This window comes from Pseudomonas sp. Rh2 (assembly GCF_040762985.1).
GTDB lineage: Bacteria > Pseudomonadota > Gammaproteobacteria > Pseudomonadales > Pseudomonadaceae > Aquipseudomonas > Aquipseudomonas taiwanensis.
Genome location: NZ_CP142890.1, coordinates 2,857,803 through 2,882,075 on the forward strand (window position 1 = coordinate 2,857,803; position 24,273 = coordinate 2,882,075).

17 protein-coding genes are annotated in these 24,273 nt (G+C 63.0%); 9 read left to right on the plus strand and 8 right to left on the minus strand.

Annotation, left to right across the window (positions count from 1 at the left end):
• Positions 1–271 precede the first annotated feature (271 nt).
• The 5 genes from VXM67_RS12885 to VXM67_RS12905 all read left to right on the plus strand — a co-directional run bounded on the left by VXM67_RS12885 (position 272) and on the right by VXM67_RS12905 (position 11,492).
• Positions 272–1,552 (plus strand): MdtA/MuxA family multidrug efflux RND transporter periplasmic adaptor subunit, encoded by a 1,281-nt coding sequence (locus VXM67_RS12885; protein WP_023380347.1) that lies wholly within the window; start codon positions 272–274, stop codon positions 1,550–1,552.
• Complete coding sequence (locus VXM67_RS12890; protein WP_027907606.1) at positions 1,549–4,647, plus strand: MdtB/MuxB family multidrug efflux RND transporter permease subunit; 3,099 nt, start codon at positions 1,549–1,551, stop codon at positions 4,645–4,647. The genes VXM67_RS12885 and VXM67_RS12890 overlap by 4 nt, the downstream gene beginning before the upstream one ends.
• Positions 4,644–7,751, plus strand: coding sequence for an efflux RND transporter permease subunit (locus VXM67_RS12895; protein WP_023380349.1), 3,108 nt, complete (start codon positions 4,644–4,646; stop codon positions 7,749–7,751). The genes VXM67_RS12890 and VXM67_RS12895 overlap by 4 nt, the downstream gene beginning before the upstream one ends.
• Entirely contained in the window at positions 7,748–9,235 is a 1,488-nt protein-coding gene (locus VXM67_RS12900; protein WP_023380350.1) for an efflux transporter outer membrane subunit, read from the plus strand. The genes VXM67_RS12895 and VXM67_RS12900 overlap by 4 nt, the downstream gene beginning before the upstream one ends.
• A 169-nt stretch (positions 9,236–9,404) precedes the next feature.
• Entirely contained in the window at positions 9,405–11,492 is a 2,088-nt protein-coding gene (locus VXM67_RS12905) for an EAL domain-containing protein (RefSeq protein ID WP_023380351.1), read from the plus strand.
• On the opposite strand, the gene VXM67_RS12910 is transcribed toward VXM67_RS12905, so the two are convergent.
• Entirely contained in the window at positions 11,489–11,749 is a 261-nt protein-coding gene (locus VXM67_RS12910; protein WP_027907608.1) for a DUF1652 domain-containing protein, read from the minus strand. The genes VXM67_RS12905 and VXM67_RS12910 overlap by 4 nt on opposite strands.
• Positions 11,750–12,044: 295 nt before the next feature.
• Here VXM67_RS12910 and VXM67_RS12915 point away from each other — a divergent pair, with 295 nt between their 5' ends.
• On the plus strand, positions 12,045–13,274 hold the full coding sequence (locus VXM67_RS12915) for a pyridoxal phosphate-dependent aminotransferase (protein ID WP_367237053.1): 1,230 nt from the start codon (positions 12,045–12,047) through the stop codon (positions 13,272–13,274).
• Here VXM67_RS12915 and VXM67_RS12920 read toward each other — a convergent pair.
• Entirely contained in the window at positions 13,200–13,847 is a 648-nt protein-coding gene (locus VXM67_RS12920; protein ID WP_023380354.1) for a DUF1345 domain-containing protein, read from the minus strand. The genes VXM67_RS12915 and VXM67_RS12920 overlap by 75 nt on opposite strands.
• Before the next feature lie 162 nt (positions 13,848–14,009).
• On the opposite strand from VXM67_RS12920, the gene xerC reads away from it, so the two are divergent.
• Together xerC and VXM67_RS12930 are read left to right on the plus strand one after the other, a co-directional pair.
• A complete protein-coding gene (xerC, locus tag VXM67_RS12925; protein ID WP_023380355.1) occupies positions 14,010–14,924 on the plus strand; it encodes a tyrosine-type recombinase/integrase in 915 nt (304 codons plus the stop codon).
• An 83-nt stretch (positions 14,925–15,007) separates the two neighbouring features.
• Positions 15,008–15,754, plus strand: coding sequence for an SDR family oxidoreductase (locus VXM67_RS12930; protein WP_023380356.1), 747 nt, complete (start codon positions 15,008–15,010; stop codon positions 15,752–15,754).
• Between the two features lie 8 nt (positions 15,755–15,762).
• Here the strand turns inward: VXM67_RS12930 and VXM67_RS12935 are convergent, their stop codons facing one another.
• The 3 genes from VXM67_RS12935 to ccoG are packed head-to-tail and all read right to left on the minus strand — an operon-like array spanning position 15,763 to position 20,754.
• The gene (locus VXM67_RS12935; RefSeq protein ID WP_023380357.1) at positions 15,763–17,838 is read right to left on the minus strand and encodes a PAS domain-containing protein; all 2,076 of its coding nucleotides are present in this window, start codon (positions 17,836–17,838) and stop codon (positions 15,763–15,765) included.
• 56 nt (positions 17,839–17,894) lie between these two features.
• Positions 17,895–19,304: a GntR family transcriptional regulator MpaR gene (mapR, locus tag VXM67_RS12940; RefSeq protein WP_023380358.1), complete on the minus strand. Its 1,410-nt coding sequence runs from the start codon at positions 19,302–19,304 to the stop codon at positions 17,895–17,897.
• A 52-nt stretch (positions 19,305–19,356) separates the two neighbouring features.
• Positions 19,357–20,754 carry a cytochrome c oxidase accessory protein CcoG gene (gene ccoG, locus VXM67_RS12945; RefSeq protein WP_186599142.1) on the minus strand — a complete coding sequence of 466 codons (1,398 nt, stop codon included), beginning with the start codon at positions 20,752–20,754 and terminating at the stop codon, positions 19,357–19,359.
• Positions 20,755–20,946: 192 nt separating this feature from the next.
• Between ccoG and VXM67_RS12950 the strand changes: the two genes are divergently transcribed.
• Positions 20,947–21,477 carry an MgtC/SapB family protein gene (locus VXM67_RS12950; protein ID WP_023380360.1) on the plus strand — a complete coding sequence of 177 codons (531 nt, stop codon included), beginning with the start codon at positions 20,947–20,949 and terminating at the stop codon, positions 21,475–21,477.
• 532 nt (positions 21,478–22,009) lie between these two features.
• Here the strand turns inward: VXM67_RS12950 and VXM67_RS12955 are convergent.
• Genes VXM67_RS12955 through VXM67_RS12965 form a run of 3 tightly spaced genes read right to left on the minus strand, consistent with a single transcriptional unit; the run spans position 22,010 to position 24,267 of the window.
• The gene (locus VXM67_RS12955; RefSeq protein WP_023380361.1) at positions 22,010–22,909 is read right to left on the minus strand and encodes a hydroxymethylglutaryl-CoA lyase; all 900 of its coding nucleotides are present in this window, start codon (positions 22,907–22,909) and stop codon (positions 22,010–22,012) included.
• A gap of 20 nt (positions 22,910–22,929) precedes the next feature.
• Positions 22,930–23,328 carry a MerR family DNA-binding transcriptional regulator gene (locus VXM67_RS12960; protein ID WP_023380362.1) on the minus strand — a complete coding sequence of 133 codons (399 nt, stop codon included), beginning with the start codon at positions 23,326–23,328 and terminating at the stop codon, positions 22,930–22,932.
• 54 nt (positions 23,329–23,382) lie between these two features.
• Positions 23,383–24,267, minus strand: a complete 885-nt coding sequence (locus VXM67_RS12965) for a helix-turn-helix domain-containing protein (protein ID WP_023380363.1) — start codon at positions 24,265–24,267, stop codon at positions 23,383–23,385.
• Between the last annotated feature and the right edge of the window lie 6 nt (positions 24,268–24,273).

Consider the following 24,273-nt stretch of genomic DNA (forward strand, 5'->3'; position numbering starts at 1 on the left):
ACGCTGCGTGGGGGCAGGCCGTTGTGGCCTGCTCCGGCCCTGTCGCCGGCACCTGACATCGCAGTGCTTGCAGGCGCCCGGTACTAGGGCTTCAAGCAATACCCTGTAAACGGCCCGGAACGCGTTCCGGGCCGTTTTCATTTAAAGTTCAGCATCTTGGCAACGTCAGCCGAAGGTAAACCTCTGGTAAAGGGCCTTTGCTAAAACGAAGCCAGTGCTTATCGTTCAAACTTTCCAAGCCGTCCTTTTCTGAACAAGGTTCGTTCAATCCATGCAAGCTTCTGTCTCCCGTTCCCCCCGTCGCTGGCTCGTTGGCCTGCTGATCCTGCTGCTGGTGGCCCTGCTGGCCTGGTGGTTGTGGCCTGCAACGCCGGCACATAAAGAGGCCGGTGGTGGTCGCATGGGCATGGGAATGGGCAAGGGGCGCCCAGGCTTCGGTGCATCCACCGACCCGGTGCCGGTGCGGGTCGAACCGGTGCGGGTTGGCGACTTCCCGCTCTACTACAAAGCCCTCGGCACGGTAACGGCGACCAACACGGTCAATGTGCGTAGCCGGGTTGCAGGCGAACTGGTGAAGATCCACTTCAAGGAAGGCCAGCAGGTCAAGGCCGGTGACCTGCTCGCTGAAATCGACCCGCGCAGCTACCGCATCGCCTTGCAGCAGGCTGAAGGCACCCTGGCGCAAAACCAGGCGCAACTGAAGAACGCCCAGGTCGACCTGGCGCGTTACAAAGGTTTGTACGCCGAAGACAGCATCGCCAAGCAGACCCTGGATACCGCCGAAGCCCAGGTCGCGCAGTTCCAGGGCTTGGTCAAGACCAACCAGGCGCAGGTCAACGATGCCCGTTTGAACCTCGATTTCACCCAGATTCGTGCGCCGATCAGCGGCCGTGTAGGTCTGCGCCAGCTCGACCTGGGCAACCTGGTCGCCGCCAATGACACCACGGCCCTGGTGGTCATCACCCAGACCGAACCGATCAGTGTCACGTTCACCTTGCCGGAAACCGAACTGAGCAGGGTGCTCGAGCGCTACCGCAGTGGCGCCAGCCTGCCCGTCGAGGCCTGGGACCGCAGCGACAGCAAGCTGCAATCGACTGGCGTGCTGGGCAGCCTGGACAACCAGATTGATACCACCACTGGAACCCTCAAGTTCAAAGGCCGTTTCGAGAACAAGGACCAAGCCTTGTTTCCCAACCAGTTCGTCAACGTGCGCCTGCTGGCCGACACCCTCAAACAGGTGGTGCTTGCCCCTGCAGCGGCCATCCAGTTCGGAAACGATGGCACCTTCGCCTACGTCGTCAATGCCGATAACAAAGTCAACATCCGCAAGCTGAAGGTCGGCGCCAGCGACGGCGAGCACAGCGTGATCCTCGAAGGCCTGGCCGCAGGCGACCGACTGGTGCTCGAAGGTACCGACCGCCTGCGAGAAGGCACCCAGGTGGAGGTGGTGGAAGACAGCTCGCAGGTCCCCACCACGCCCGGTCAGCACCTGCAGGGCCAGGATGCCAAAGGTTCGGCCCAGGCGGGTGAAGCAGGCAAGGCGGGCGCATGAACCTCTCGCGCCTGTTCATCCTGCGCCCGGTCGCAACCACGCTGAGCATGCTGGCCATCGTCCTGGCCGGCCTGATTGCCTACAAACTGCTGCCGGTCTCGGCCTTGCCCCAGGTCGATTACCCGACCATCCGGGTCATGACCCTGTATCCCGGTGCCAGCCCTCAGGTCATGACCAGCGCGGTCACCGCACCGCTGGAGCGCCAGTTCGGCCAGATGCCAGGCCTTACCCAGATGGCCTCGACCAGCTCGGGTGGGGCTTCGGTGCTGACCCTGCGCTTCAGCCTGGACATGAACATGGACGTTGCCGAGCAACAGGTGCAGGCCGCGATCAACGCCGCCAACAACCTGCTGCCCAGCGACCTGCCTGCACCGCCGGTGTACAACAAGGTCAACCCCGCGGACACCCCGGTGCTGACCCTGGCCATTGCCTCCAAGACCATGCCGTTGCCCAAGCTCAACGACCTGGTGGATACCCGCGTGGCGCAGAAAATCGCCCAGATTAGCGGCGTGGGCATGGTCAGCATCGCCGGCGGCCAGCGCCAGGCGGTACGTATCAAGGTCAACGTCGACGCCCTGGCTGCCAACGGCCTTAATCTCGAAGACGTGCGCACCTTGATCGGCGCGTCCAACGTCAACCAACCCAAGGGCAACTTCGATGGCCCGACCCGGGTGTCGATGCTCGATGCCAACGACCAACTGCGCTCGCCCGAGGAGTACGCCAACCTGATCCTGGCGTACAACAACGGTGCGCCACTGCGCCTCAAGGATGTCGCCGAGATCGTCGACGGCGCCGAGAACGAGCGCCTGGCCGCCTGGGCCAACGAGAACCAGGCCGTGCTGCTGAACATCCAGCGCCAGCCGGGCGCCAACGTCATCGAAGTGGTCGACCGGATCAAGCAGATGCTGCCAACGATCACCGACAACCTGCCTGCCGGCCTGGACGTTTCAGTGCTGACCGACCGCACCCAGACCATCCGCGCAGCGGTCAAGGACGTGCAGCACGAGCTGCTTATCGCCATTGTCCTGGTGGTCATGGTCACGTTCGTGTTCCTGCGTCGCGTCAGTGCAACCCTCATTCCTTCGATCGCCGTGCCGCTGTCGCTGATCGGTACCTTCGGCGTGATGTACCTGGCCGGTTTTTCGATCAACAACCTGACACTGATGGCCCTGACCATCGCCACTGGCTTCGTGGTGGACGACGCCATCGTCATGCTGGAGAACATCTCCCGTCATATCGAGGAAGGTGAACCCCCCATGCAGGCGGCGCTCAAGGGCGCCCGGCAGATCGGCTTCACCCTGGTTTCCCTGACCTTCTCGCTGATCGCGGTGCTGATCCCGCTGTTGTTCATGGCCGATGTGGTCGGCCGGCTGTTCCGTGAATTCGCCATTACCCTCGCGGTGGCGATCCTGATTTCGCTGGTGGTGTCGCTGACCCTGACCCCAATGATGTGCGCGCGCTTGCTCAAGCGTGAGCCCAAGCCTGAAGCGCAGGGCCGCTTCTATCGCGCCAGCGGCGCCTGGATCGACTGGCTGATCGCGCACTATGGTCGTGGCCTGCAATGGGTGCTCCGGCACCAGCCGCTGACCCTGCTGGTGGCGGTGGCGAGCCTGGCACTGACGGTGGTGTTGTACCTGGCAGTGCCCAAGGGCTTCTTTCCGGCCCAGGACACCGGCGTGATCCAGGGTATTTCCGAAGCTCCGCAATCGACTTCGTTCGCCGCCATGAGCGAACGCCAGCAGGCCTTGAGCAAAGTGATCCTGCAAGACCCTGCGGTGCAAAGCCTGTCATCCTACATAGGCGTGGACGGCGACAATGCCACGCTCAATAGCGGCCGTCTGCTGATCAACCTCAAGCCCCACGGCGATCGCGATGTGACTGCTGCGCAAGTCATCGAGCGCCTGCAACCGCAGCTCGACAAACTGGTGGGCATTCGCCTGTTCATGCAGCCGGTGCAAGACCTGAGCATCGAAGACAGGGTCAGCCGCACCCAGTACCAGTTCAGCTTGTCGTCGCCCGACGCCGAGTTGCTGGCGCAATGGAGCGGCAAGCTGGTCCAGGCTCTGCAGCAGCGTCCCGAACTTCAGGACGTGGCCAGCGACCTGCAGGACAAAGGCCTGCAGGTGTACCTGGTGATCGACCGCGACATGGCCAGCCGCCTTGGCATCAACGTGTCGCAAATCACCAATGCCCTGTATGACGCCTTCGGTCAGCGGCAGATCTCGACCATCTATACCCAGGCCAGCCAGTACCGTGTGGTGCTGCAGTCCCAGACCGCGGCGAGCATTGGCCCACAGGCCCTGGAGTCGATCCACGTCAAGGCTTCAGACGGTGGCCAGGTGCGGCTGTCGGCACTGGCGCGCATCGAGCAGCGCCAGGCCCAGCTGGCCATTTCGCACATTGGCCAGTTCCCGGCGGTGATGATGTCGTTCAACCTGGCCCATGGCGCGTCCCTGGGCGAGGCAGTGAAGGTGATCGAGCAGGTGCAGCAGGAGATCGGCATGCCGATTGGCGTGCAGACCCGCTTCCAGGGCGCCGCCGAAGCTTTCCAGGCCTCGCTGTCGAGCACCTTGCTGCTGATCCTGGCCGCCGTGGTGACCATGTACATCGTGCTGGGCGTGCTCTACGAGAGTTACATCCACCCGATAACCATCCTCTCCACCCTGCCATCGGCAGCCGTCGGTGCCTTGCTGGCGCTGATCCTGAGCGGCAACGACCTGGGTATGATCGCCATCATCGGCATCATCTTGCTCATCGGCATCGTCAAGAAGAACGCGATCATGATGATCGACTTCGCCCTCGAAGCCGAGCGCAACCAGGGCATGGCACCGCGTGACGCGATCTACCAGGCGGCGCTGCTGCGCTTCCGGCCAATCCTGATGACCACCCTGGCGGCGCTGTTCGGCGCCGTGCCGTTGATGCTGGCGACCGGTTCCGGTGCCGAGCTGCGACAACCCCTGGGCCTGGTGATGGTCGGCGGGCTGCTGGTCAGCCAGGTGCTGACGCTGTTCACCACGCCGGTCATCTACCTGTACTTCGACCGCCTGGCGCGCCGCTGGCGTCCGGTCGCTGACGTGAAGCAGGCCGAGGCATGAACCTGTCCGGACCTTTCATCCGTCGCCCCGTGGCGACCATGCTGCTGAGCCTGGCGATCATGTTGCTCGGTGGCGTCAGTTTCGGCCTGTTGCCTGTGGCACCGTTGCCGCAGATCGACTTCCCGGTGATCGTGGTACAGGCCAACCTGTCCGGTGCCAGCCCCGAAGTCATGGCGGCCACGGTCGCCACGCCGCTGGAGCGCAAGCTGGGCACCATCGCCGGCGTCACCACCCTGACCAGTAGTTCGAACCAGGGCTCGACCCGGGTGATCATCGGTTTCGAACAGGGCCGTGACATCGATGGCGCGGCGCGCGAGGTGCAGGCGGCGATCAATGCCACTCGCAACCTGCTGCCCAGTGGCATGCGCAGCATGCCCACCTACAAGAAGATCAACCCGTCCCAGGCGCCGATCATGGTGCTGTCGTTGACGTCGGATGTGCTGCAGAAAGGCCAGCTGTACGATCTTGCCGACACCATCCTGTCCCAGAGCCTGGCCCAGGTGAGTGGGGTAGGCGAGGTGCAGATCGGCGGTAGCTCGTTGCCGGCAGTGCGTATCGCGGTGGAGCCGCAACTGCTCAACCAGTACAGCCTGTCGCTGGACGAAGTGCGCACAGCGGTGGCCAATGCCAACCAGCGGCGGCCCATGGGTTTTGTCGAGGATGCCGATCGCAACTGGCAGGTGCGTGCCAACGACCAGCTGGAAAAAGCCGAGGACTACGCGCCGATCGTGATCCGGCAGGAAAATGGCACGATCCTGCGCCTGTCCGACGTGGCTACCATCACCGACGGGGTGGAGAACCGCTACAACAGCGGTTTCTTCAACGACCAGAGCGCGGTGTTGCTGGTGGTCAATCGCCAGAGCGGTGCCAACATTATCGAAACCGTCGACCAGATCAAGGCACAGCTCCCGGCGTTGGAGTCGCTGTTGCCGGCCAGCGTCAAGCTGAACGTGGCCATGGACCGCTCGCCGGTGATCAAGGCCACCTTGAAGGAGGCCGAACATACCCTGCTGATCGCCGTGGTGCTGGTGATCCTGGTGGTCTACCTGTTCCTCGGCAACCTGCGTGCTTCGCTGATTCCTAGCCTGGCGGTGCCGGTGTCGCTGGTGGGCACCTTCGCGGTCATGTACCTCTGCGGCTTCTCGCTCAACAACCTGTCGCTGATGGCGCTGATCCTGGCCACCGGTCTGGTGGTGGATGACGCGATCGTGGTGCTGGAGAACATCTCCCGGCATATCGAGGGCGGCGAACCTCCGATGCGCGCTGCGTTCCTCGGCGCCAAGGAGGTGGGGTTCACCTTGCTGTCGATGAACGTCTCGCTGGTGGCGGTGTTCGTCTCGATCCTGTTCATGGGCGGTATCGTGCGCAGCCTGTTCCTGGAGTTCTCGGTCACGCTCGCGGCGGCAATCATCGTCTCGCTGGTGGTTTCCCTGACCCTGACGCCGATGCTCTGCGCCCGCTGGCTCAAGGCGCAGCACCGCGAGCAGACTCGCCTGCAACGCTGGAGCGACCAGCTCCACCAGGGTATGGTCGATGCCTACGATCGCAGCCTGGGCTGGGCCCTGCGCCACAAGCGACTGACCCTGATCAGCCTGTTGCTGACCATCGGGGTCAACATCGCCTTGTACGTGGTGGTGCCCAAGACCCTGATGCCGCAGCAGGATACCGGCCAGCTGATCGGCTTCATTCGCGGTGACGACGGCCTGTCGTTCAGCGTGATGCAGCCGAAGATGGAAATCTACCGACGCGCCTTGCTGGCCGATCCGGCGGTACAGAGTGTCGCCGGCTTCATCGGCGGCAACAGCGGTACCAACAATGCCATGGTGCTGGTGCGTCTGAAACCGATCGGCGAACGAAAGATCAACGCTCAGCGTGTCATCGAACGCTTGCGCAAGGAAATGCCCAAGGTGCCGGGTGGGCGACTGTTCCTGATGGCCGACCAGGACCTGCAGTTGGGCGGCGGTGGTCGCGACCAGACTTCGTCGCAGTACCTCTACACCTTGCAGAGCGGCGACCTGGCAGCGCTGCGCGAATGGTTCCCGAAAGTGGTCGCCGCCTTGCGTGCGCTGCCGGAGCTGACCGCCATCGACGCCCGTGACGGCTCGGGTACCCAGCAAGTGACCCTGGTGGTCGATCGTGACCAGGCCAAGCGCCTGGGCATCGATATGGACATGGTTACCACCGTGCTCAACAACGCCTACAGCCAGCGGCAGATCTCCACCATCTACGACAGCCTCAACCAGTACCAGGTGGTGTTGGAGATCAACCCGAAATACGCCTGGGACCCGACCACGCTCGAGCAGGTCCAGGTCATCACCGCCGACGGTGCCCGGGTACCACTGTCAACCATCGCCCGTTACGAGAACAGCCTGGCCAACGACCGGGTCAGCCACGAGGGGCAGTTCGCCTCCGAAGACATCGCGTTCGACGTCGCCGAAGGCTACAGCCCCGACCAGGCCATGAGCGCGGTGGAGCGGGCGGTGGCCAAGGTTGGCCTGCCTGAAGAGGTGATCGCCAAGCTCGGCGGTACTGCCGATGCTTTTGCCAAAACTCAGGAAGGCCAGCCACTGATGATCCTCGGCGCCCTGGTGCTGGTGTACCTGGTGCTGGGCATTCTGTATGAAAGCTACATTCACCCGTTGACCATCCTTTCGACCCTGCCTTCGGCTGGGGTTGGAGCCTTGCTCGCGCTTTACGCCACCGGTGGCGAGTTCAGTCTGATTTCGCTGCTGGGGCTGTTCCTGCTGATTGGGGTGGTAAAGAAGAACGCCATCCTCATGATCGACCTGGCCTTGCAGCTTGAACGTCATCAGGGCTTCACGCCGGAGGAGTCGATTCGACAGGCCTGCCTGTTGCGCTTGCGACCGATCCTGATGACCACTCTGGCGGCTATTCTGGGGGCCTTGCCATTGCTGCTCAGCCGTGCCGAAGGCGCTGAAATGCGCCAGCCCCTGGGCCTGACCATCATTGGCGGCCTGGTGGTCAGCCAGGTCCTGACCCTCTACACGACGCCGGTGGTATACCTGTACCTCGACCGTTTGCGTCACCGATTCAACCGTTGGCGTGGCGTGCGCACCGACGCCGCCCTGGAAACCCCGCTATGAACTTTGCCCAGACACCTCTTCACCGTGCCCTGCAGTTACTGACACGTGGGCGTGGCTCGCGCCTGGTCGGCGCGGGGCTGTGCGTGGCGCTGCTGAGTGCCTGTACCCTGAGCCCCGACTACCATCGTCCGCAGATGAGCACCCCGGTCCAGTTCAAGCAGGCCGAAGGTTGGACCCAGGCCAAGCCGTCCGATGCCATTGACCGTGGGGCGTGGTGGGAGATCTACGGCGATGCCGGGCTCAACGCGCTGGTCGAGGAGCTCAATCGCAGCAATCAGACCGTCGCCCAGTCCGAAGCCCAGTATCGTCAGGCCCAGGCGCTGGTGCGCAGCAGCCGTGCCTCGCTGTTCCCCAGCCTGGACCTGACCACCAGCAAGAACCGCTCGGCCCAGGGCACCGGTAGCAGCAGTTCGAGCTTGTCCAACAACAGCAGCGGCATCCGCAACACCTACAACGCGCAGCTGGGGGTGAGCTGGGAGATCGACCTGTGGGGCAAGTTGCGTGAAACGCTCAATGCCAATGAGGCGAGCGCTGAAGCCAGTCTTGCCGATCTGGCGGCCATTCGCCTGAGCCAGCAGTCGGAGCTGGTGCAGAACTACCTGCAACTGCGGGTCATCGACGAGCAGAAGCGCTTGCTGGAGGCCACGGTGGCCGCCTACCAGCGGTCGCTGCGGATGACCGAAAACCAGTACCGAGCGGGCGTCGCCGGGCCCGATGCGGTGGCCCAGGCCCGGACCCAGCTCAAGAGCACCCAGGCCGACCTGATCGACCTGGTGTGGCAGCGCGCCCAGTTCGAGAACGCCATTGCGGTGCTGATGGGCAAGGCCCCGGCCGAATTCAGCCTGGCTGATAACCAGTCGATACCGGCGTTGCCGGACATTCCGGTAACATTGCCGTCGCAATTGCTCGAACGTCGTCCCGACATCGCGTCGGCCGAGCGCAATGTAATGGCTGCCAACGCCAACATCGGCGTGTCTCGCGCGGCATACTTCCCCGACTTGTCCCTGAGCATGAGCGGCGGTTATTCCAGCAGCAGTTTCAGCAACTGGATCGAGCTGCCCAACCGTTACTGGTCGGTGGGGCCATCGCTGGCCATGACCCTGTTCGATGCTGGCAAACGTAGCGCCGAGGTGGATCGCACCGTGGCGGTGTATGACCAGACGGTGGCGCAGTATCGGCAGACGGTGCTCGACAGCTTCAAGGAAGTTGAGAACTACCTGGTGCAGCTCAAGGTCTACGCCGACGAAGCGGTGGTGCGTCAAGAGGCGCTGGATGCCGCGCGTGAGTCGTTGCGACTGACCGAGAACCAGTATCGTGCAGGCTTGATTGGCTATTTGGATGTGGTGAACGTGCAGACCACGGCATTGAGCAACGAGCGCAGCGTGCTCAACGTGCTGCAGGGGCGGTTGGTCGCGAGCGTCCAGCTGATTGCCGCGCTTGGCGGTGGCTGGCAGTCCGACGAGGCGTTCGCCCGGCAGGAGTGACAGGTACCGTCGCCAGCCAGCTTCTCTCTCCCGGAGCGGGCTGGCTGGCGGTCGACCTTGACAGCAGCCTGGATCCGTTCCCATTCGCAAAAACCCCGTGCGTTTCGCTAACGCTTGAGTACAATCGTCAGCTTTTTCCGGGCCCTTCGTCCCGACGCTGGAACTCCTGATGCTGACCGGTAGCTACTCTTCCTCGCTGGTGCTGATTTCGCTGTGCGTGGCGATTCTAGCGTCCTACACCGCCCTCGACCTGACGGGGCGCATCGCCACGGCCAAAGGCCGGGCTGTTCATCTGTGGATGGTGGGCGGAGCGCTGGCCATGGGTATTGGCATCTGGTCGATGCACTTCATTGGCATGCTTGCCTTCAGCCTACCTATCCAGCTGGGCTACGACTTCGGCCTCACCGCGTTCTCGCTGTTGATCGCCGTGTTGTCCTCGGCTTTCGCTTTGTGGCTGGTCAGCCAGCCGAGCCTGCCCTGGACGCAGTTGGGGTTCGGTGCACTGATCATGGGAGCCGGCATCAGCTTCATGCACTACACCGGCATGGCCGCGTTGCGCATGCTGCCAGGGATCGACTACGACCCGGTATTGTTCAGCGCATCCCTGGCCATTGCCGCGAGTGCCTCGGCGGCAGCCTTGTGGATCGCTTTCCGGCTACGCCAGCATACGCCTTATGTCCGGCATGTTCGCGGCCTGGCGGCGATCATCATGGGCTTCGCCATCGTCGGCATGCACTTCACCGGCATGGCCGCGGCGAATTTTCCCGAAGGCAGTTACTGCGGTGCGTTGGCAGAGGGGCTCAAGGGTGACGGGCTGGTCTACCTGGTGCTGATCACCACGCTGGCGGTGCTGTCGGTAGCGTTGCTCACCTCGGTGCTCGACGCCCGTCTGGAAGCGCGCACGGCCGAGCTTGCCCGCTCGCTGACACGGGCCAACCAGGAGCTGATCCAACTGGCCCTGCACGATACCCTGACCGGCTTGCCCAACCGTACACTGCTGGCCGACCGCATCGAGCAAGCCATCCGCAAGGTGGCGGAGCAGGGCGGTTGTTTTGCGCTGATGTTCATCGATCTGGACGGCTTCAAGCCGGTAAATGACGCCTTTGGTCATCATGTGGGCGATCAGCTGCTCAAGGAGGTGGCGGCGCGCCTGCGAGGCCATCTGCACAGCCAGGACACCCTGGCACGGATTGGCGGCGATGAATTCGTGCTGTTGGTGGAGCTTCAGGAACCGGACGATGCCATGGGCGTGGCGGTCAAGCAGGTCAACCTGGTATCGCGTCCCTTCCGCGTTGCCGAACATGACCTGCAATTGTCGGCAAGCCTGGGCATCGTGCTTTATCCCGGCAATGGCCAGGACCAGCACGAACTGCTGCGTAATGCCGACGCCGCGATGTATCACGCCAAGAGCGCCGGCAAGAATGGCTACAGCTTCTTCGACGTGTCGATGAACAGCAATGCCCGTCAGCAGCTGCAACTGCTCCAGGACCTGCGCGTGGCCCTTGAGCTGGGCCAGTTCCGTCTGCATTACCAGCCCAAGTTCGATGCCCAGGCCTGCCGCCCCATCGGTGCCGAGGCCCTGTTGCGCTGGGAGCACCCCCAGCACGGGCTGCTGTTGCCAGACCGCTTCATTGGCCTGGCGGAGAAGACCGGTCTGATCATTCCCATCGGCGAATGGGTGATGCAGGAAGCCTGCCGACAGATGCGCGCCTGGATGGAGCAGGGGCACGAGGACTGGCGCATTGCGGTCAACCTCTCGGCGATTCAATTCTGCCATGCCGGGCTGGTCGACAGCGTTGCCCGAGCGTTGCGCGCAAACAACCTGCCGGCCAACCGGCTGACCCTGGAAATCACCGAAACCACAGCGATGCACGATGCCGATGCCAGCCTCACGGTACTGCAGCGCCTGGCCGACATGGGGGTCGACCTGTCCATCGACGATTTCGGTACTGGCTATTCCAGCCTGATGTACCTCAAGCGCCTACCAGCCAACGAGCTGAAGATCGACCGAGGTTTTGTGCGCGACTTGGAGCAAGACAGCGACGATGCGGCCATCGTTTCGGCGATTGTCGCATTGGGTCAGGCGTTGGGCCTGCGGATCGTCGCCGAGGGAGTGGAAACTGACCGCCAGCAGGCTTTTCTGACCCGTCTGGGGTGCGATTCGTTACAGGGTTATCTGCTCGGGCAGCCGGTGCCGGCCGAGCAGTTCATGGACAAGCTGCAGGCGTTGCGTCAGGCGAGCGACGCAGTGGCTTAACCTGCGTCGCGCAGTGCCATGGCAGGCACGAACGCCTCCATCTCGGCCTCGACGGCTTCGATGATCCGTTCCACGTCGGAGGCCGCCATGATGGCTGCGCAGGGGATACCGGCAATGGCGAGCAGGGTTTGCCCCGTGGCGCGGTCGAACAGGCGGGCGACCATGCTGCGCGGTGCATCCATGCTGGCCTCGAAGCCCAGCGGATGGAAATGCCAACGCATCACCTGGCAGGCGTTGGGGAACGTCATTTTGTTCAAGCCAGCCTCCTTGTCCAGTCCTGGACGCCTCGTTTGGATGGCCGCATGCGCGGTTGCCGGGAACTTAACCATAGCACTTGGATCGCCATTGTCCCGCGCCGCTCAAGACAATTGCATGAAGGCTTGAAGGCGGTCACAGATCCGTCATGCCTACCATTGGGCTATTAACGTCCAGGCAAACGTTTTCCTTCGCGGCCTGCCGCTAGCTGAGCCGTGGCCTCTGCTATGTTTAACCCCAGTTGGCGCACAGCGTTTTCGGACGAGCGGTGCGGGCTGGGCAGACAGGGAGACAGTCATGCGCTATTCCACGCTCACGCAATGCATCGCCGGGGACGCCAGCTCTGCCTGGGACATCCATTATCAGGCTCAGGCCCTGCGACGCGAAGGGCGAGAGATCTTCCTGCTGTCGGTGGGCGACCCCGATTTCGACACGCCCAGACCCATCGTCGAGGCGGCGGTCAGCAGCCTGCGCCGCGGCGATACCCATTACAGCGATGTGCGCGGCAGCCTGGCCTTGCGTCAGGCCATTGCCCGGCGTAACGGCCCGCAAGTCACGGCGGACCAAGTGGTGGTGCTGGCGGGCGCGCAGTGTGCCTTGTACGCCGTCGCCCAATGCCTGTTCGAGGCGGGAGACGAGGTGATCGTCGCCGAACCCATGTACGTTACCTACCCTGCGGTACTCGCCGCCTGTGGGGCGCTACCGGTCGTGGTGTCGGTCAGCCCCGAGCAGGGGTTCCGGCTCGATCCGCTGGCCGTGGCCCGGGCCGTCACCCCCCGTACCCGGGGCTTGTGGCTCAATACCCCGCACAATCCCACCGGCGTCGCCATCCCAGCCCAGGACATGGCGCAACTCGCGCAGCTATGCCGCGAGCACGACCTGTGGCTAGTGTGCGACCAGGTCTACAGCGGGTTGTTGTTCGAGGGCGAGGTGATCGACCCGACCAGCCTGCCGGGCATGGCCGAGCGCTGCGTGATCATCGACAGCCTGTCCAAGTCCCATGCCATGAGCGGCTGGCGAATCGGTTGGGTGGTCGGACCGCTCCCGCTCGCCGCGCACTTGGCCAACCTGGCCATGGCCATGCTGTTCGGCTTGCCGGAGTTTGTGATGCAGGCAGCCTGTGTTGCGTTGGAAGGAGACCTGCCGGCGGTGCGGGAGATGCGCGAAGCGTATCGACAGCGTCGTGACCGGGTGTGCTCGGTCCTGGCCGATTGCCCGGGGGTCAGGGCTCACAAGCCCGCAGGCGGCATGTTCGTCATGCTCGACATCAGCGCGACCGGGCTTAGTGCCCAGGCGTTCGCCCAGCGTCTGCTAATGGAGGAGGGCGTAGCGCTGCTACCGGGCGATGCCTTTGGCCCCAGCGCGGCAGGGCATGTACGCATGGGGCTGGTGCTGGAGACTGGTCAGTTGGAGGACGTTTGTCGCCGTGTCGCTGCTTGTGCCTGGCGTGCGCTAGCCCAGCAACCCGGCGGCGATGTTGATCGTGAACCCCAGGATGGCCGTATTGAACACGAAACCTACCAATGAGTGCGCCAGCACTACCCGTCGCAAAGCCCGCCCTGCGACGCCGACATCCGACGTTTGCACCGCCACGTTGAGGGTGAACGAGAAATAGTGGAAGTCCCAGTAATCCGGGTTGCATTCATTGTCCGCGAAGCGCAGGGGCGGTGCCTTGCCATCGTCGGTGTAGAACAGGCGGGCGTAGTGCAGGCTGAAGATGCAGCCAATCATCAACCAGGAGCCGGCAACGGTCAGCCCAGTATAGAGGTAGTGTAGGACAAGGTCGCTGCCGTGCAGCCCGCGGCTGGATACCAACTGCAGGGTGACCGCCGCCAGGCTGGCGATGGCTGCGATGCAGACGGTGAACAGCACCAGGCCTGCGTTCTCGTCTTCGATGCGGGCGACCCGGCGCACGGTATCGGGACTGGCCCGCCAGGTCAGCCACAATACCAGCAACAGGTAAAGCCAGACGCCGATGTTCCAGCCGATCAGCACCTGCTGGACGGTGTCGTCGGCGGGAACCAGCCAGGCGCCGACAACGCCTGCCAGGGTGGCGATGCTCAGGCGGGGATGGGTGCGGGTCAGTCGATGGAACGCCATGCGGCCTCGGCGATGGGGAGTCATGGCTACCACGATAGCCTATGGGGTACCATCATGGGCCGTGCCACCGTCAAACCCCTTGAATATCAAGGTGATGGCATTGATTCGCTTCACGCCTGGCGTGGCGTCACGCCGCCCTGGGCTTCGCTACAGGATCACGTTTTGTCCGACCTCACGCAAAACCCGCTGCTGCAGTACCTGGCCCGGCTGGCGCCCTCCAGCCAACAGACGATGCGCTACATTCTCCAGGATGCCGCCGACCGGCTTGGTTTCGTCGATTACGATATCGTCGATGTACCCTGGCACCAGCTCGAGCCTGGGCATGTCATCGGTCTGGTGGCCGCGTTGCGGTCGGACGGTTACGCGCCGAACAGTTCGTCGTTGTACGTCAATGCGGTGCGCGGGGTGATGAACGAAGCCTGGCGCCAGGGGCTGATCGAGCATGAGCGGCTGCTTCGAATCCGCGAAGTCAAGCCAGACACCGGCAGCCGTCTGCCACCGGGGCGCAACCTGCGACGCAGTCTGATTCGCGAACTGATGGACGTCTGTGCAGCCGACCCACGCCCACAAGGCGTGCGTGACGCGGCGATCATTGCGCTGTTGTATGGCACCGGCATGCGCAAGTCCGAGTCGGTGGACATCGACCTGACACAGGTCGATTTCATCGAACGCAGCTTGCAGGTGGTGGGCAAGGGTAATCGGCAGTTGGTCAAGTACGCGCCAGCCTGGGCCTTCGAAAAGCTTCAGGCCTGGCTCGACCTTCGTCGCCAGGCGTTGCCCGAGGGGGCTGCGGACGACCCGTTCCTGTTCAACCGTATCCGCCGTGGCAACCACATCACCCGCGCGCGCATCACCAAGCATGCGATCTACTACATCGCTCGCCAACGCGGTGCCCAGGTGGGGGTCAAGATCATGCCCCATGATTTTCGCCGTGCGTTCATCACCCGGGTGATCGAAGAGCACGACCTGTCGATTGCCCAGAAGCTTGCGCACCATGCCAACATCCAGACCACTGCCAGCTATGATCGGCGGGATGACAACGAACGGCGGCGTGCGGTCGATCGCTTCGATTACTGAAAAAGCGCCGGTGCCCAAGGCATTCCCATGCGCAGGCTTTTCCCCTATTGTCGGTGACTCCCAACCAAGCGATTGGCAGTGACATGGACAACGTTATCGTCATCACCGGTGCCAGCCGTGGCATCGGCGCCGCAACGGCATTGTTGGCGGCAAAGCAGGGTTACCGTATCTGTATCAATTACCACGCCGATGATCAGGCTGCCGAGAGCGTTCTGGCCCAGGTCCGGGCGTTGGGCGCCGACGCCATTGCCGTGCGTGCCGATGCCAGCGTCGAGGATGAGGTGATCCAGTTGTTCCAGCGGGTCGACCACGATCTCGGTCCGGTCACCGCGCTGGTCAACAATGCCGGCACCATCGCCCAGCAAAGCCGGGTCGAGGACATGTCGGAGTTTCGCCTGCTCAAGGTGATGAAAACCAATGTGGTCGGGCCGATGCTATGCGCCAAGCACGCGCTGCGGCGTATGTCCCGACGCCACGGCGGTCAGGGCGGCGCCATCGTCAATGTCTCATCGGTGGCGGCGCGCCTGGGTTCTCCTAACGAATACGTCGACTATGCCGCATCCAAAGGGGCGCTCGATACCTTCACCCTCGGCCTGGCCAAAGAGGTGGCGGGCGAGGGCGTGCGCGTCAACGGTGTGCGGCCCGGCTACATCCACACCGGTTTCCATGCCCTGTCCGGCGACCCGGGGCGGGTGAGCAAGCTCGAACCGGGCCTGCCCATGGGGCGCGGGGGGTACCCCGAGGAAGTCGCCGAGGCGATTCTCTGGCTGCTATCGGACAGGGCGTCCTATTCCACCGGCAGTTTCATCGACCTCGGCGGTGGGCGCTAAGCCCGCCGTCACTTCTGCCCATTGTCGAGCAACTGGCGCACCTGGTCAGCCAGTGCTCCGAGTTCGAAGGGCTTGGTCAGAACGCGCGTGCCCTGGAGCAGTTGCCCCTCGCTAAGCGCCGCACTCTCGTCGTAACCGGTGATGAACAGCACGCTCAGGTCCGGGTAGCGGGCCCGGCAGCGCTCGGCCAATTGGCGACCATTGATCCCGCCGGGCAGGCCAATGTCGCTGAGCAGCAGGTCGGGCCGTTCGCCATTTTGTAGATGATCCAGTGCCGCCAGGCCGTTTTCGAATGCCTCGACCTGGTACCCCAGCTCTTCCAGCACCTCGCTGACCACCATGCGCAGCGCCACTTGGTCCTCTACCAGGAGGATTCGCTGGCCGCTCGGGTGTGTGGACGCTGTCGGATTGCTTGCCGATTCGACACTGCAAGCAACCGGCTGCTCGTAATGGCGAGGCAAGTAGAGTGCTACCTCGGTGCCCTCGCCGAGGGTCGAGCGCAGGCGCATTTGCCCGCCGGACTGGCGCACGAAACCGTAGGTCATCGACAACCCCAGCCCCGTCCCTTGGCCCATCGGCTTGGTGGTGAAGAACGGATCCACCGCCCTTGCCATCACCTCCGGCGTCATCCCACGGCCGTTGTCCGAGATGGTCAGGCACACATATTCACCGGAAGGCAGCTCCACTGCACGTGCCTGGTCGGCATCCAGCACCCGATTCTCGCCCTCGATGACGATGGTGCCACCAGCAGGCAGCGCATCGCGAGCGTTGATGCACAGGTTCAGCAGGGCACTTTCCAGCTGAGGTGGATCGATGAACACCGGCCACAGGGGCGAATGGAACCGACTGCTCAACTCAATCGATGGCCCGATGGAGCGGCGCACCAATTCCTCCATGTCATGCACGAGCGCGGTGATGTGGGTGGAACGTGGTTGCAGGGTTTGCTGGCGGGAGAAGGCCAGCAGGCGGTGCACCAGCGATGAGGCGCGCTTGGCCGAGCTGTTGGAAAGGTCGAGCAAGCGGTGCAGGTCGTCGTACTGCTCCCGGGCCAGGCGCTGGCGCATCAGGTCCTGGGCGCCAAGTATGCCGCCGAGCAGGTTGTTGAAATCATGGGCGATACCGCCGCTGAGCTGTCCCACGGCCTCCATTTTCTGTGCCTGGCGCAAGGCTTCTTCGGCCTTTAGCCGCCGTTGCTGCTCCTGGAAACGCTCGGTGACGTCGTAGGCGAACAGGTAAGCGCCCTGGATCGTGCCGTCATGGTCGCGCAAGGCGTTGAAGTGCAGCTCGAAGTGGCGCACGTAGTGCTCGCTGCCGAAGACGCTCATTTCGAGGAAGCGCTCGCCTGCCAGGGCCCGACGCCACATTGGCAGGAACCGCGCGCGGTCGTCATCGGCATCGCCCATCAGGGCCGGCATGGACGCACCGACTTGCGGCGTGTGCCCATACAGTTTGTGGAAGTCTTCCTTGGCCTGCCGGTTGACGGCCAACCAGCGCATGTCGGTGTCGACCACATGCACATTGACCACGCTGTGCTCGATCAACTCGGCAAATAGCCGGCGTTCGGCCAGTGCTTCGCTAACCCGTTGCTCGAGTTCCTCGTTTAGCCGCTGCAGGGCAAGCTCGGCCTTGCGGCGTTCGGTGACATCCTTGAACAGCACCGCGACCTGACGTTTCTCGGGGGGCTCGACACGAAAGGTGGTGACCGAAAGTACACGGCCGGTGGCGACCAGTTCCTGCTCGAAGTGCAGCGGTTCGCCGGTGCGCAGCACCGCGCCGTAGCGCTCCACCCAGTCATCGGCCTCGTCGGGGACCATCTGGCGAAGCTTTTGCCCCACAACGTTGGGGATGCCGGCGTGCTTGGTGTAGGCGGCATTGGCCAGCACATGCACATAGTCGCTCAGTGGGCCATGGGGGCCATCGAAGAACTCGATGATGCAGAAGCCTTCGTCCATGGTGTCGAACAGGAAGCGATAGAGACCATCACCGAGCGTCTGTTGCTGCGCCAGCGTGGCTTCGAGTTGGCTGGTGCGCTGTTGCAGTGCGTCGAGTTGCTGGCGCAAATGGAGCAATTCGCGAGAGGGCATGCGGTCGTCCGACAGTGGGGCATGGCCCCACTGTAGCCTGCCCGTCATGGTGGCGGCTAGAAGGATCGCACGATGCGGCCCAGTGTCTCCATGGCCTGCTCGGCGCCATCATGCCAAGGGCTGCCGTAGTTCAGGCGAATGCAATTGCCGAAGCGTCGGGTCGGCGAGAAGATCGGCCCCGGGGCGATACTGATGCCTTGGGCCAGCGCCATGTGGAACAGCTTCAGCGCGTCCATCTGCTCGGGCAGTTCCAGCCACAGGAAGTAGCCCCCGGAAGGCTGGCTGACCCGTGTCTGCGCCGGGAAATACCGGGCGATGGCCGCCAGCATGTTGGCCTGCTGGCCTTCGAGGGCATAGCGCAGCTTGCGCAGGTGGCGGTCGTAGCCACCGTGCTGCAGGTAATCGGCAATGGCGGCCTGGGCGGGCATCGAGGCGCATAGCGAGGTCATTAACTTCAAGCGTTCGATTTTCTGGGCGAATCGCCCGGCTGCGACCCAGCCGATCCGGTAACCGGGTGCCAGGCTCTTGGCGAAGGAGCCGCAGTGCATCACCAGGCCTTCGGTGTCGAACGCCTTGGCCGGCTTGGGGGCTTGCTGGGCGTAGTACAGTTCGGCATAGACATCGTCTTCGATCAGCGGCACCTGGTGGCGGCGCAACAGTTCGACCAATGCCTGCTTCTTGGCCTCGGGCATGCTGGCGCCCATGGGGTTCTGGAAGTTGGTCATGCACCACACAGCCTTGATCGGGTGCTTGTCCAACGTTTGTGCCAACACGCCGAGGTCCATGCCTTCGCGTGGCTGAACGGGAATTTCCACCGCCTTGAGCTTGAGTCGCTCCAGTACCTGCAGGCAGGCATAGAAGGCAGGGGCTTCGATGGCTACCAGGTCACCGGGTTCGGTGACGGCTTGCAGGCACAGGTTCAGCGCTTCGAGTGCGCCATTGGTGATCAACAGCTCTTCCATGGGCAGCATCAGGCCGCCGACCATGTAGCGCAGTGCGATCTGCCGCCGCAACTGCGGGTTGCCAGGCGAAAGGTCGGTCACCACCATGCGCGGGTCCATCGTGCGGCTGGCGCTGGCCAGCGAGCGCGACAGGCGCTGCAAGGGGAACAGTTCGGGGCTGGGGAACGCCGAGCCGAACGGCACGGTGTTGGGGTCCTTGATCGACTCGAGGATCGAGAACACCAGGGCGCTGACATCTACCTCGGTGGATTCGCTGAGCGGCTGTAGCGTTTGCGGCTCGCTGAACGGGCGCGGTGCGTGAGCGTTGACGAAATAGCCTGAGCGCGGCCGGGCACGAATCAAGCCGCGTCGCTCAAGCAGGTAATAGGCCTGGAACACCGTGGACGGACTGACCCCATGGGTCTGGCTGGCATAGCGCACCGAAGGTACGCGCTGGCCTGGGCCGAGCACCCCGGTGCGGATCAGTTCGGCGATGTCGTCGGCAAATCGTTCGTAGCGTTTCATCGTGGCTGTTTGTCGTGGCCTGGCGGGCAAGGTGAATGGGCAGTGTAAGGGATCAGCGGTTCATCGGTGCCACGAAGCGGCTCTGGGCCACGCTCCGCACCTCGGGCTCGTCGCTGTCCTGAACCACGAAACTCAGCGCCTGCGAGCTGCTGGTCGGGCGCTCGGCGAGCAGGGCGACCGATACCGGCACTTCGCTCATTTCCCCGGCTGGCACGATCAGTTCGTCCGGGCCTTGCAAGGCAAAGCCTTCGGCGTCGTCCAGGCGCAGCCGATAGCGCTGTGTCTGTTCGGTCTTGTTGATGATTTTCAGCAGGTAGATGTTCTCGATCTGGCCCAGGGCATTCTCCCGGAACAGGCCGCGGTCCTTGATCACGTCCAGCGACACCATCGGGCGCACCTGCAAGGCCACCACCAAGGCGCCGAGCATTACCACCAGGGCGCAGGCATAGCCTAACAGACGTGGGCGCAGCCAGTGGGTGGTGCCGCCTTGCAGGCTGTGTTCGGACTTATAGCCGATCAGGCCACGTGGGTAGCCCATCTTGTCCATCACGCCATCGCAGGCATCGATACAGGCGGCGCAGCCGATACAGGCCATCTGCAAGCCGTCGCGGATGTCGATGCCGGTGGGGCAGACCTGCATGCACAGCGTGCAGTCGATGCAATCGCCCAGGCCCTGGGCGCGGGCCTCGGCGCCCTTCTTGCGTGCCCCGCGTGCCTCGCCTCGGCGTGGGTCATAGGCCACGGCCAGGGTGTCCTTGTCGAACATCACGCTCTGGAAGCGCGCGTACGGGCACATGTGCAGGCACACCGCCTCGCGCAGCCAGCCGGCGTTGATGTAGGTGGCGGCAGTGAAGAACAGCACCCAGAACAGTGCCGTCCCCCCCAGTTGCAGGGTGAACAGCTCAGCCGCCAAGGGGCGGATCGGCGTGAAGTAGCCCACGAAGGTGAGGCCGGTTAGTACACCGATCGCCATCCACAAGCTGTGTTTGAGTGTACGGCGGGCCGCCTTCGCCAGGCTCCAGGGCGCAGTGGCGAGTTTGATGCGCTGGTTGCGGTCGCCTTCGGTGACCTTTTCGCACCACATGAACAGCCAGGTCCAGGTGCTCTGTGGGCAACTGTAGCCACACCACACCCGGCCGGCGTATACGGTGATGGCGAAGAGGCCGAAGGCACAGATGATCAGAACTGCCGAAAGCAAGATGAAGTCCTGTGGCCAGAAGGTGGCGCCAAAGATGTGGAACTTGCTGTTGGACAGATCCCACAGCACGGCCTGGCGCCCGTTCCAGTCGAGCCAGGCGGTACCGAAGAACAACACGAACAGACTGCCGGCGAAGACGATTCGCAGGTTGCGGTACAGACCTTTGAAGCTGCGGGTATGGATGCCGCTGTCGACGGGTTTGGCGGTGCTTCGCGGGGCAGCGATCTCGACGAAGGGAATGCGTTCGCTCATGGTTCTGTGCTCATCAGGCCTGCATCAGGGTTGCTGCACTATCGCCGTCAAACTGTTTTCAGCACAGACTCAGGTTTTGCAATAAAAACCGTATCAGATGGCCAGGCGTGTTGCTCGCCAGCCGGTAGGCGGCACTCCTGGCACACAGCGCGGTCCACCGTTCATGTGAGTGGCCTGATGCGGGAGGCGGTTATGGAACCTTGGTGGCGACCTGTGGTGCTGGCCATTGAGTCCGAATTTGCCGATGTGACCGACGAAGGCGAGGTGACGCGGATTCTGCTGCGTTTGCTGATGGCGGCATTGCTGGGGGCGGTGCTGGGGTTCGAGCGTGAGCACAAGGGTAAATCGGCAGGTGTGCGCACCCATATGTTGGTGTCGCTTGGGGCCGCGCTGTTTGTCCTGGCGCCAGCGATGGCCGGGGCGGATGAGCAAGCCTTGAGCCGGGTGATCCAGGGCATCGTCGCGGGCATTGGTTTTCTGGGGGCGGGCACCATTCTCAAGGGCAATGGGCAGGACACCAGCCATGTGAAGGGGTTGACCACCGCTGCCGGACTCTGGATGACCGCTGCCATCGGCACGGCGGCAGGCATGGGGCGAGAAGTGACGGCGCTGGTAAGCACGGTGATGGCGCTACTGGTGCTGGGCACGATGCCCAAGGTGGTGGAAAAGGTCGAAGGGCATGAGGAGGCGAAGCAGGAGGAGGGCGAAGGCAGGAAGCACTGAGGGGAGCCGGAGCTCCCCTCAAAGCGTTGTTGCTTGCTCTTTTTTATTATTGAAGACCGACCATTTGTTGTTTTTGTTAGCCTGTCTTGGTACTGCGGCCGACCCCCATCCGGGGTCAAGAGCAAACGTATTTTTTTGAGCGCTGATCTGCTTTCACCAGGGCTGGTCCGGTCCTGACCGTCTCTACCTGAAGGTAGTTTTATTGTTCTGTGTCAGACCGCGGGGCGAACCCCTCAAAAGCGTATCTACTCCAAAAAAATCTGCTTGCTACGCCTCTGCCGTGTTGTTTTTTTTATGTCAGAGCCGTTATCTGTTGTTTTTATTGGGTATCACGTTTTTGTTCTTGTTATGCCAAAGATATAGCAGGTGGCGTGCCAACTTTTCAAAATCCTTTAAAATCAATAGGTTGGCATTCTGGGCGTGTGGCGGGTGACCTGAGATTTTGTCGATTTGTTTCCCTGTTACCCGATTTTTTGCTGGTTTTTGTGGGGGCGGTAACACTCCACCCACACAAATGTGACAGCCGTGTGAACTAGCCCGCAGTGCGCGCCCGCGCCACCCGTGAACCATTGGCTCGGCCCAGCACGGTACTGATACGCTGACCGGCTGCAATCAGTCGGTCCAAATCGATACCGCTGTCGATGCCCAGCCCCTGCAACAGGTAAAGCACGTCCTCCGTGGCGATATTGCCGGTGGCGCCCTTGGCGTAGGGACAGCCCCCAAGGCCTGCGACCGAGCTGTCGAACACGTTGATACCCTCCAGCAGGCTGGCATAGACGTTGGCCAGGGCTTGCCCATAGGTGTCGTGGAAATGCCCGGCCAGTTGCTCGCGTGGCACCTGTTTCGACACCACCTCGAACAGGCGCCGGGTATCGCCGGCGGTTCCGGTGCCAATGGTGTCGCCCAGCGACACCTCGTAGCAGCCCATGTCATGCAGGGCACGGGCGACCGGTGCGACCTGTTCGGCGCTGACCTTGCCTTCATAAGGGCAACCGAGCACGCACGACACATAGCCGCGAACACGCACGCCGTGGCTGCGTGCCGCGTCCATGATCGGTTCGAAGCGCGTGAGGCTTTCACTGATCGAGCAATTGATGTTGCGCTGCGAGAAGGCCTCGGAGGCGGCGGCAAATACCGCGACCTCCTTCACACCGGCCGCCAATGCGTCTTCGAACCCGCGCAGGTTGGGTGCCAGGGCGGCATAGGTAACGCCTGGGCGCTGACGAATACCGGCGAACACCTCGGCGGAACCGGCCATCTGCGGTACCCATTTGGGCGAAACGAAACTGCCGACTTCGATGTAGCTCAGCCCGGCTTCGGTGAGGTCGTCCACCAGGCGCACCTTGTCGGCAACACTGATAGGTTGGGCTTCGTTCTGCAGGCCGTCGCGCGGGCCGACTTCGACCAGGCGAACGTGTTTGGGCAAGGACATGGCAGGGTTCCTGTGGCGGATCAACGGTTGTCGTTCTTGTTCAAGGTGGCAGCCAGGGCTTGTTCGCAGCGCTCCTGGGCGGTGTCCAGTTCCAGTTGCATCTGGTGGATATCGAGCATCTGCTGTTCCAGCTGCGCACGGCGCTCGGCGATTTTCGCCAGCATGCTGTTGAGCTGCTTGAGGTTGCCGCTGGTGGGGTCGTATAGCTCGATCAATTCACGGCATTCGGCCAGCGAGAAACCGATACGCTTGCCGCGCAGGATGAGCTTGAGGCTGACCTTGTCGCGCGCCGAATAGATTCGCTCCAGGCCGCGGCGCTCTGGGCTCAGCAGGCCCTGTTCCTCATAGAAGCGGATAGCGCGGGTGGTGATGTCCAGCTCGCGGGACAGGTCGGAAATGCTGTAGGTCTGGCTGCTCATGCTCGGGCTCGCAGGATGGTATGTGGCTAACCTAATGGCAGGTTGACGTATACGTCAAGCGGGCGCGTGCGAAGCCGAACGCCTGAATGCATTGGGCGTCTGGCCGGTCAGCCGTTTGAAGAACCGTGCAAAGTAGGTGGGGTCGCTGAACCCCAGGCTGTCCGACAGTTGGCTGATGCTCATACGCGTGTAGATCAGGTTGCGCCGGGCCTCCAGCAGCAGGCGCTGATGGACGACCTGCAAGGCCGTCTGGCCGCTGAGCTCGCGGCATAGCTGGTTCAGTTGCAGGCTGGAAATATTCAGGTGCGCGGCGAAGTCCTCCACCGACAGGTGTTCGCGGTAATGAGCCTCGACCAGGCGCAGGTACTGGCCCAGCAACAGGCGGTCGCGTTCATCGCGGTTGCGTGGTGCCAAACCTTGTTGCTGGCGACGGCTGATCCACACCACCAGTGCGGTGACCAACGCCTGGAGCATGGTCGACCGCGCCGGGGCACTGCCCTGGTATTCCTGCTGCAAGGTGTCGATCAGCGTGCGCAGGTGCTGACGATCCTTGCCCAACGGGTAGCAGGCCGGTGTCGAAAGCACCCGCAGCGGCGTGCCCAAGCGCTGTTCCAGATCGGCTACCAGGGCTGCGCCGAACGTCACCACATGCCCTTGAATGTCCGCGCTAAAGCGAAAGCCATGCACCGTCAGTGGCGGCACGACCTGGATCGCGGCCTCGCGGATTTCGCTGTGCCGGCCCTCGATCTCCACCTCGGCCCGACCCCGCTGCACGTAGAGCAACTGGAACAACTCGGCATGTTGGTGCGGCTTGATTTCCCAATGGTGCAGGCGGCTGCGCACCGGGATGGTCTCGCAATGCAGCAAGTCGGTGGCGGGCCAGGCTTGGTTTTCGCCATACAACTGGAACAGCGGGACGCCGGGGAGGGTGGATTTCATTGTTCT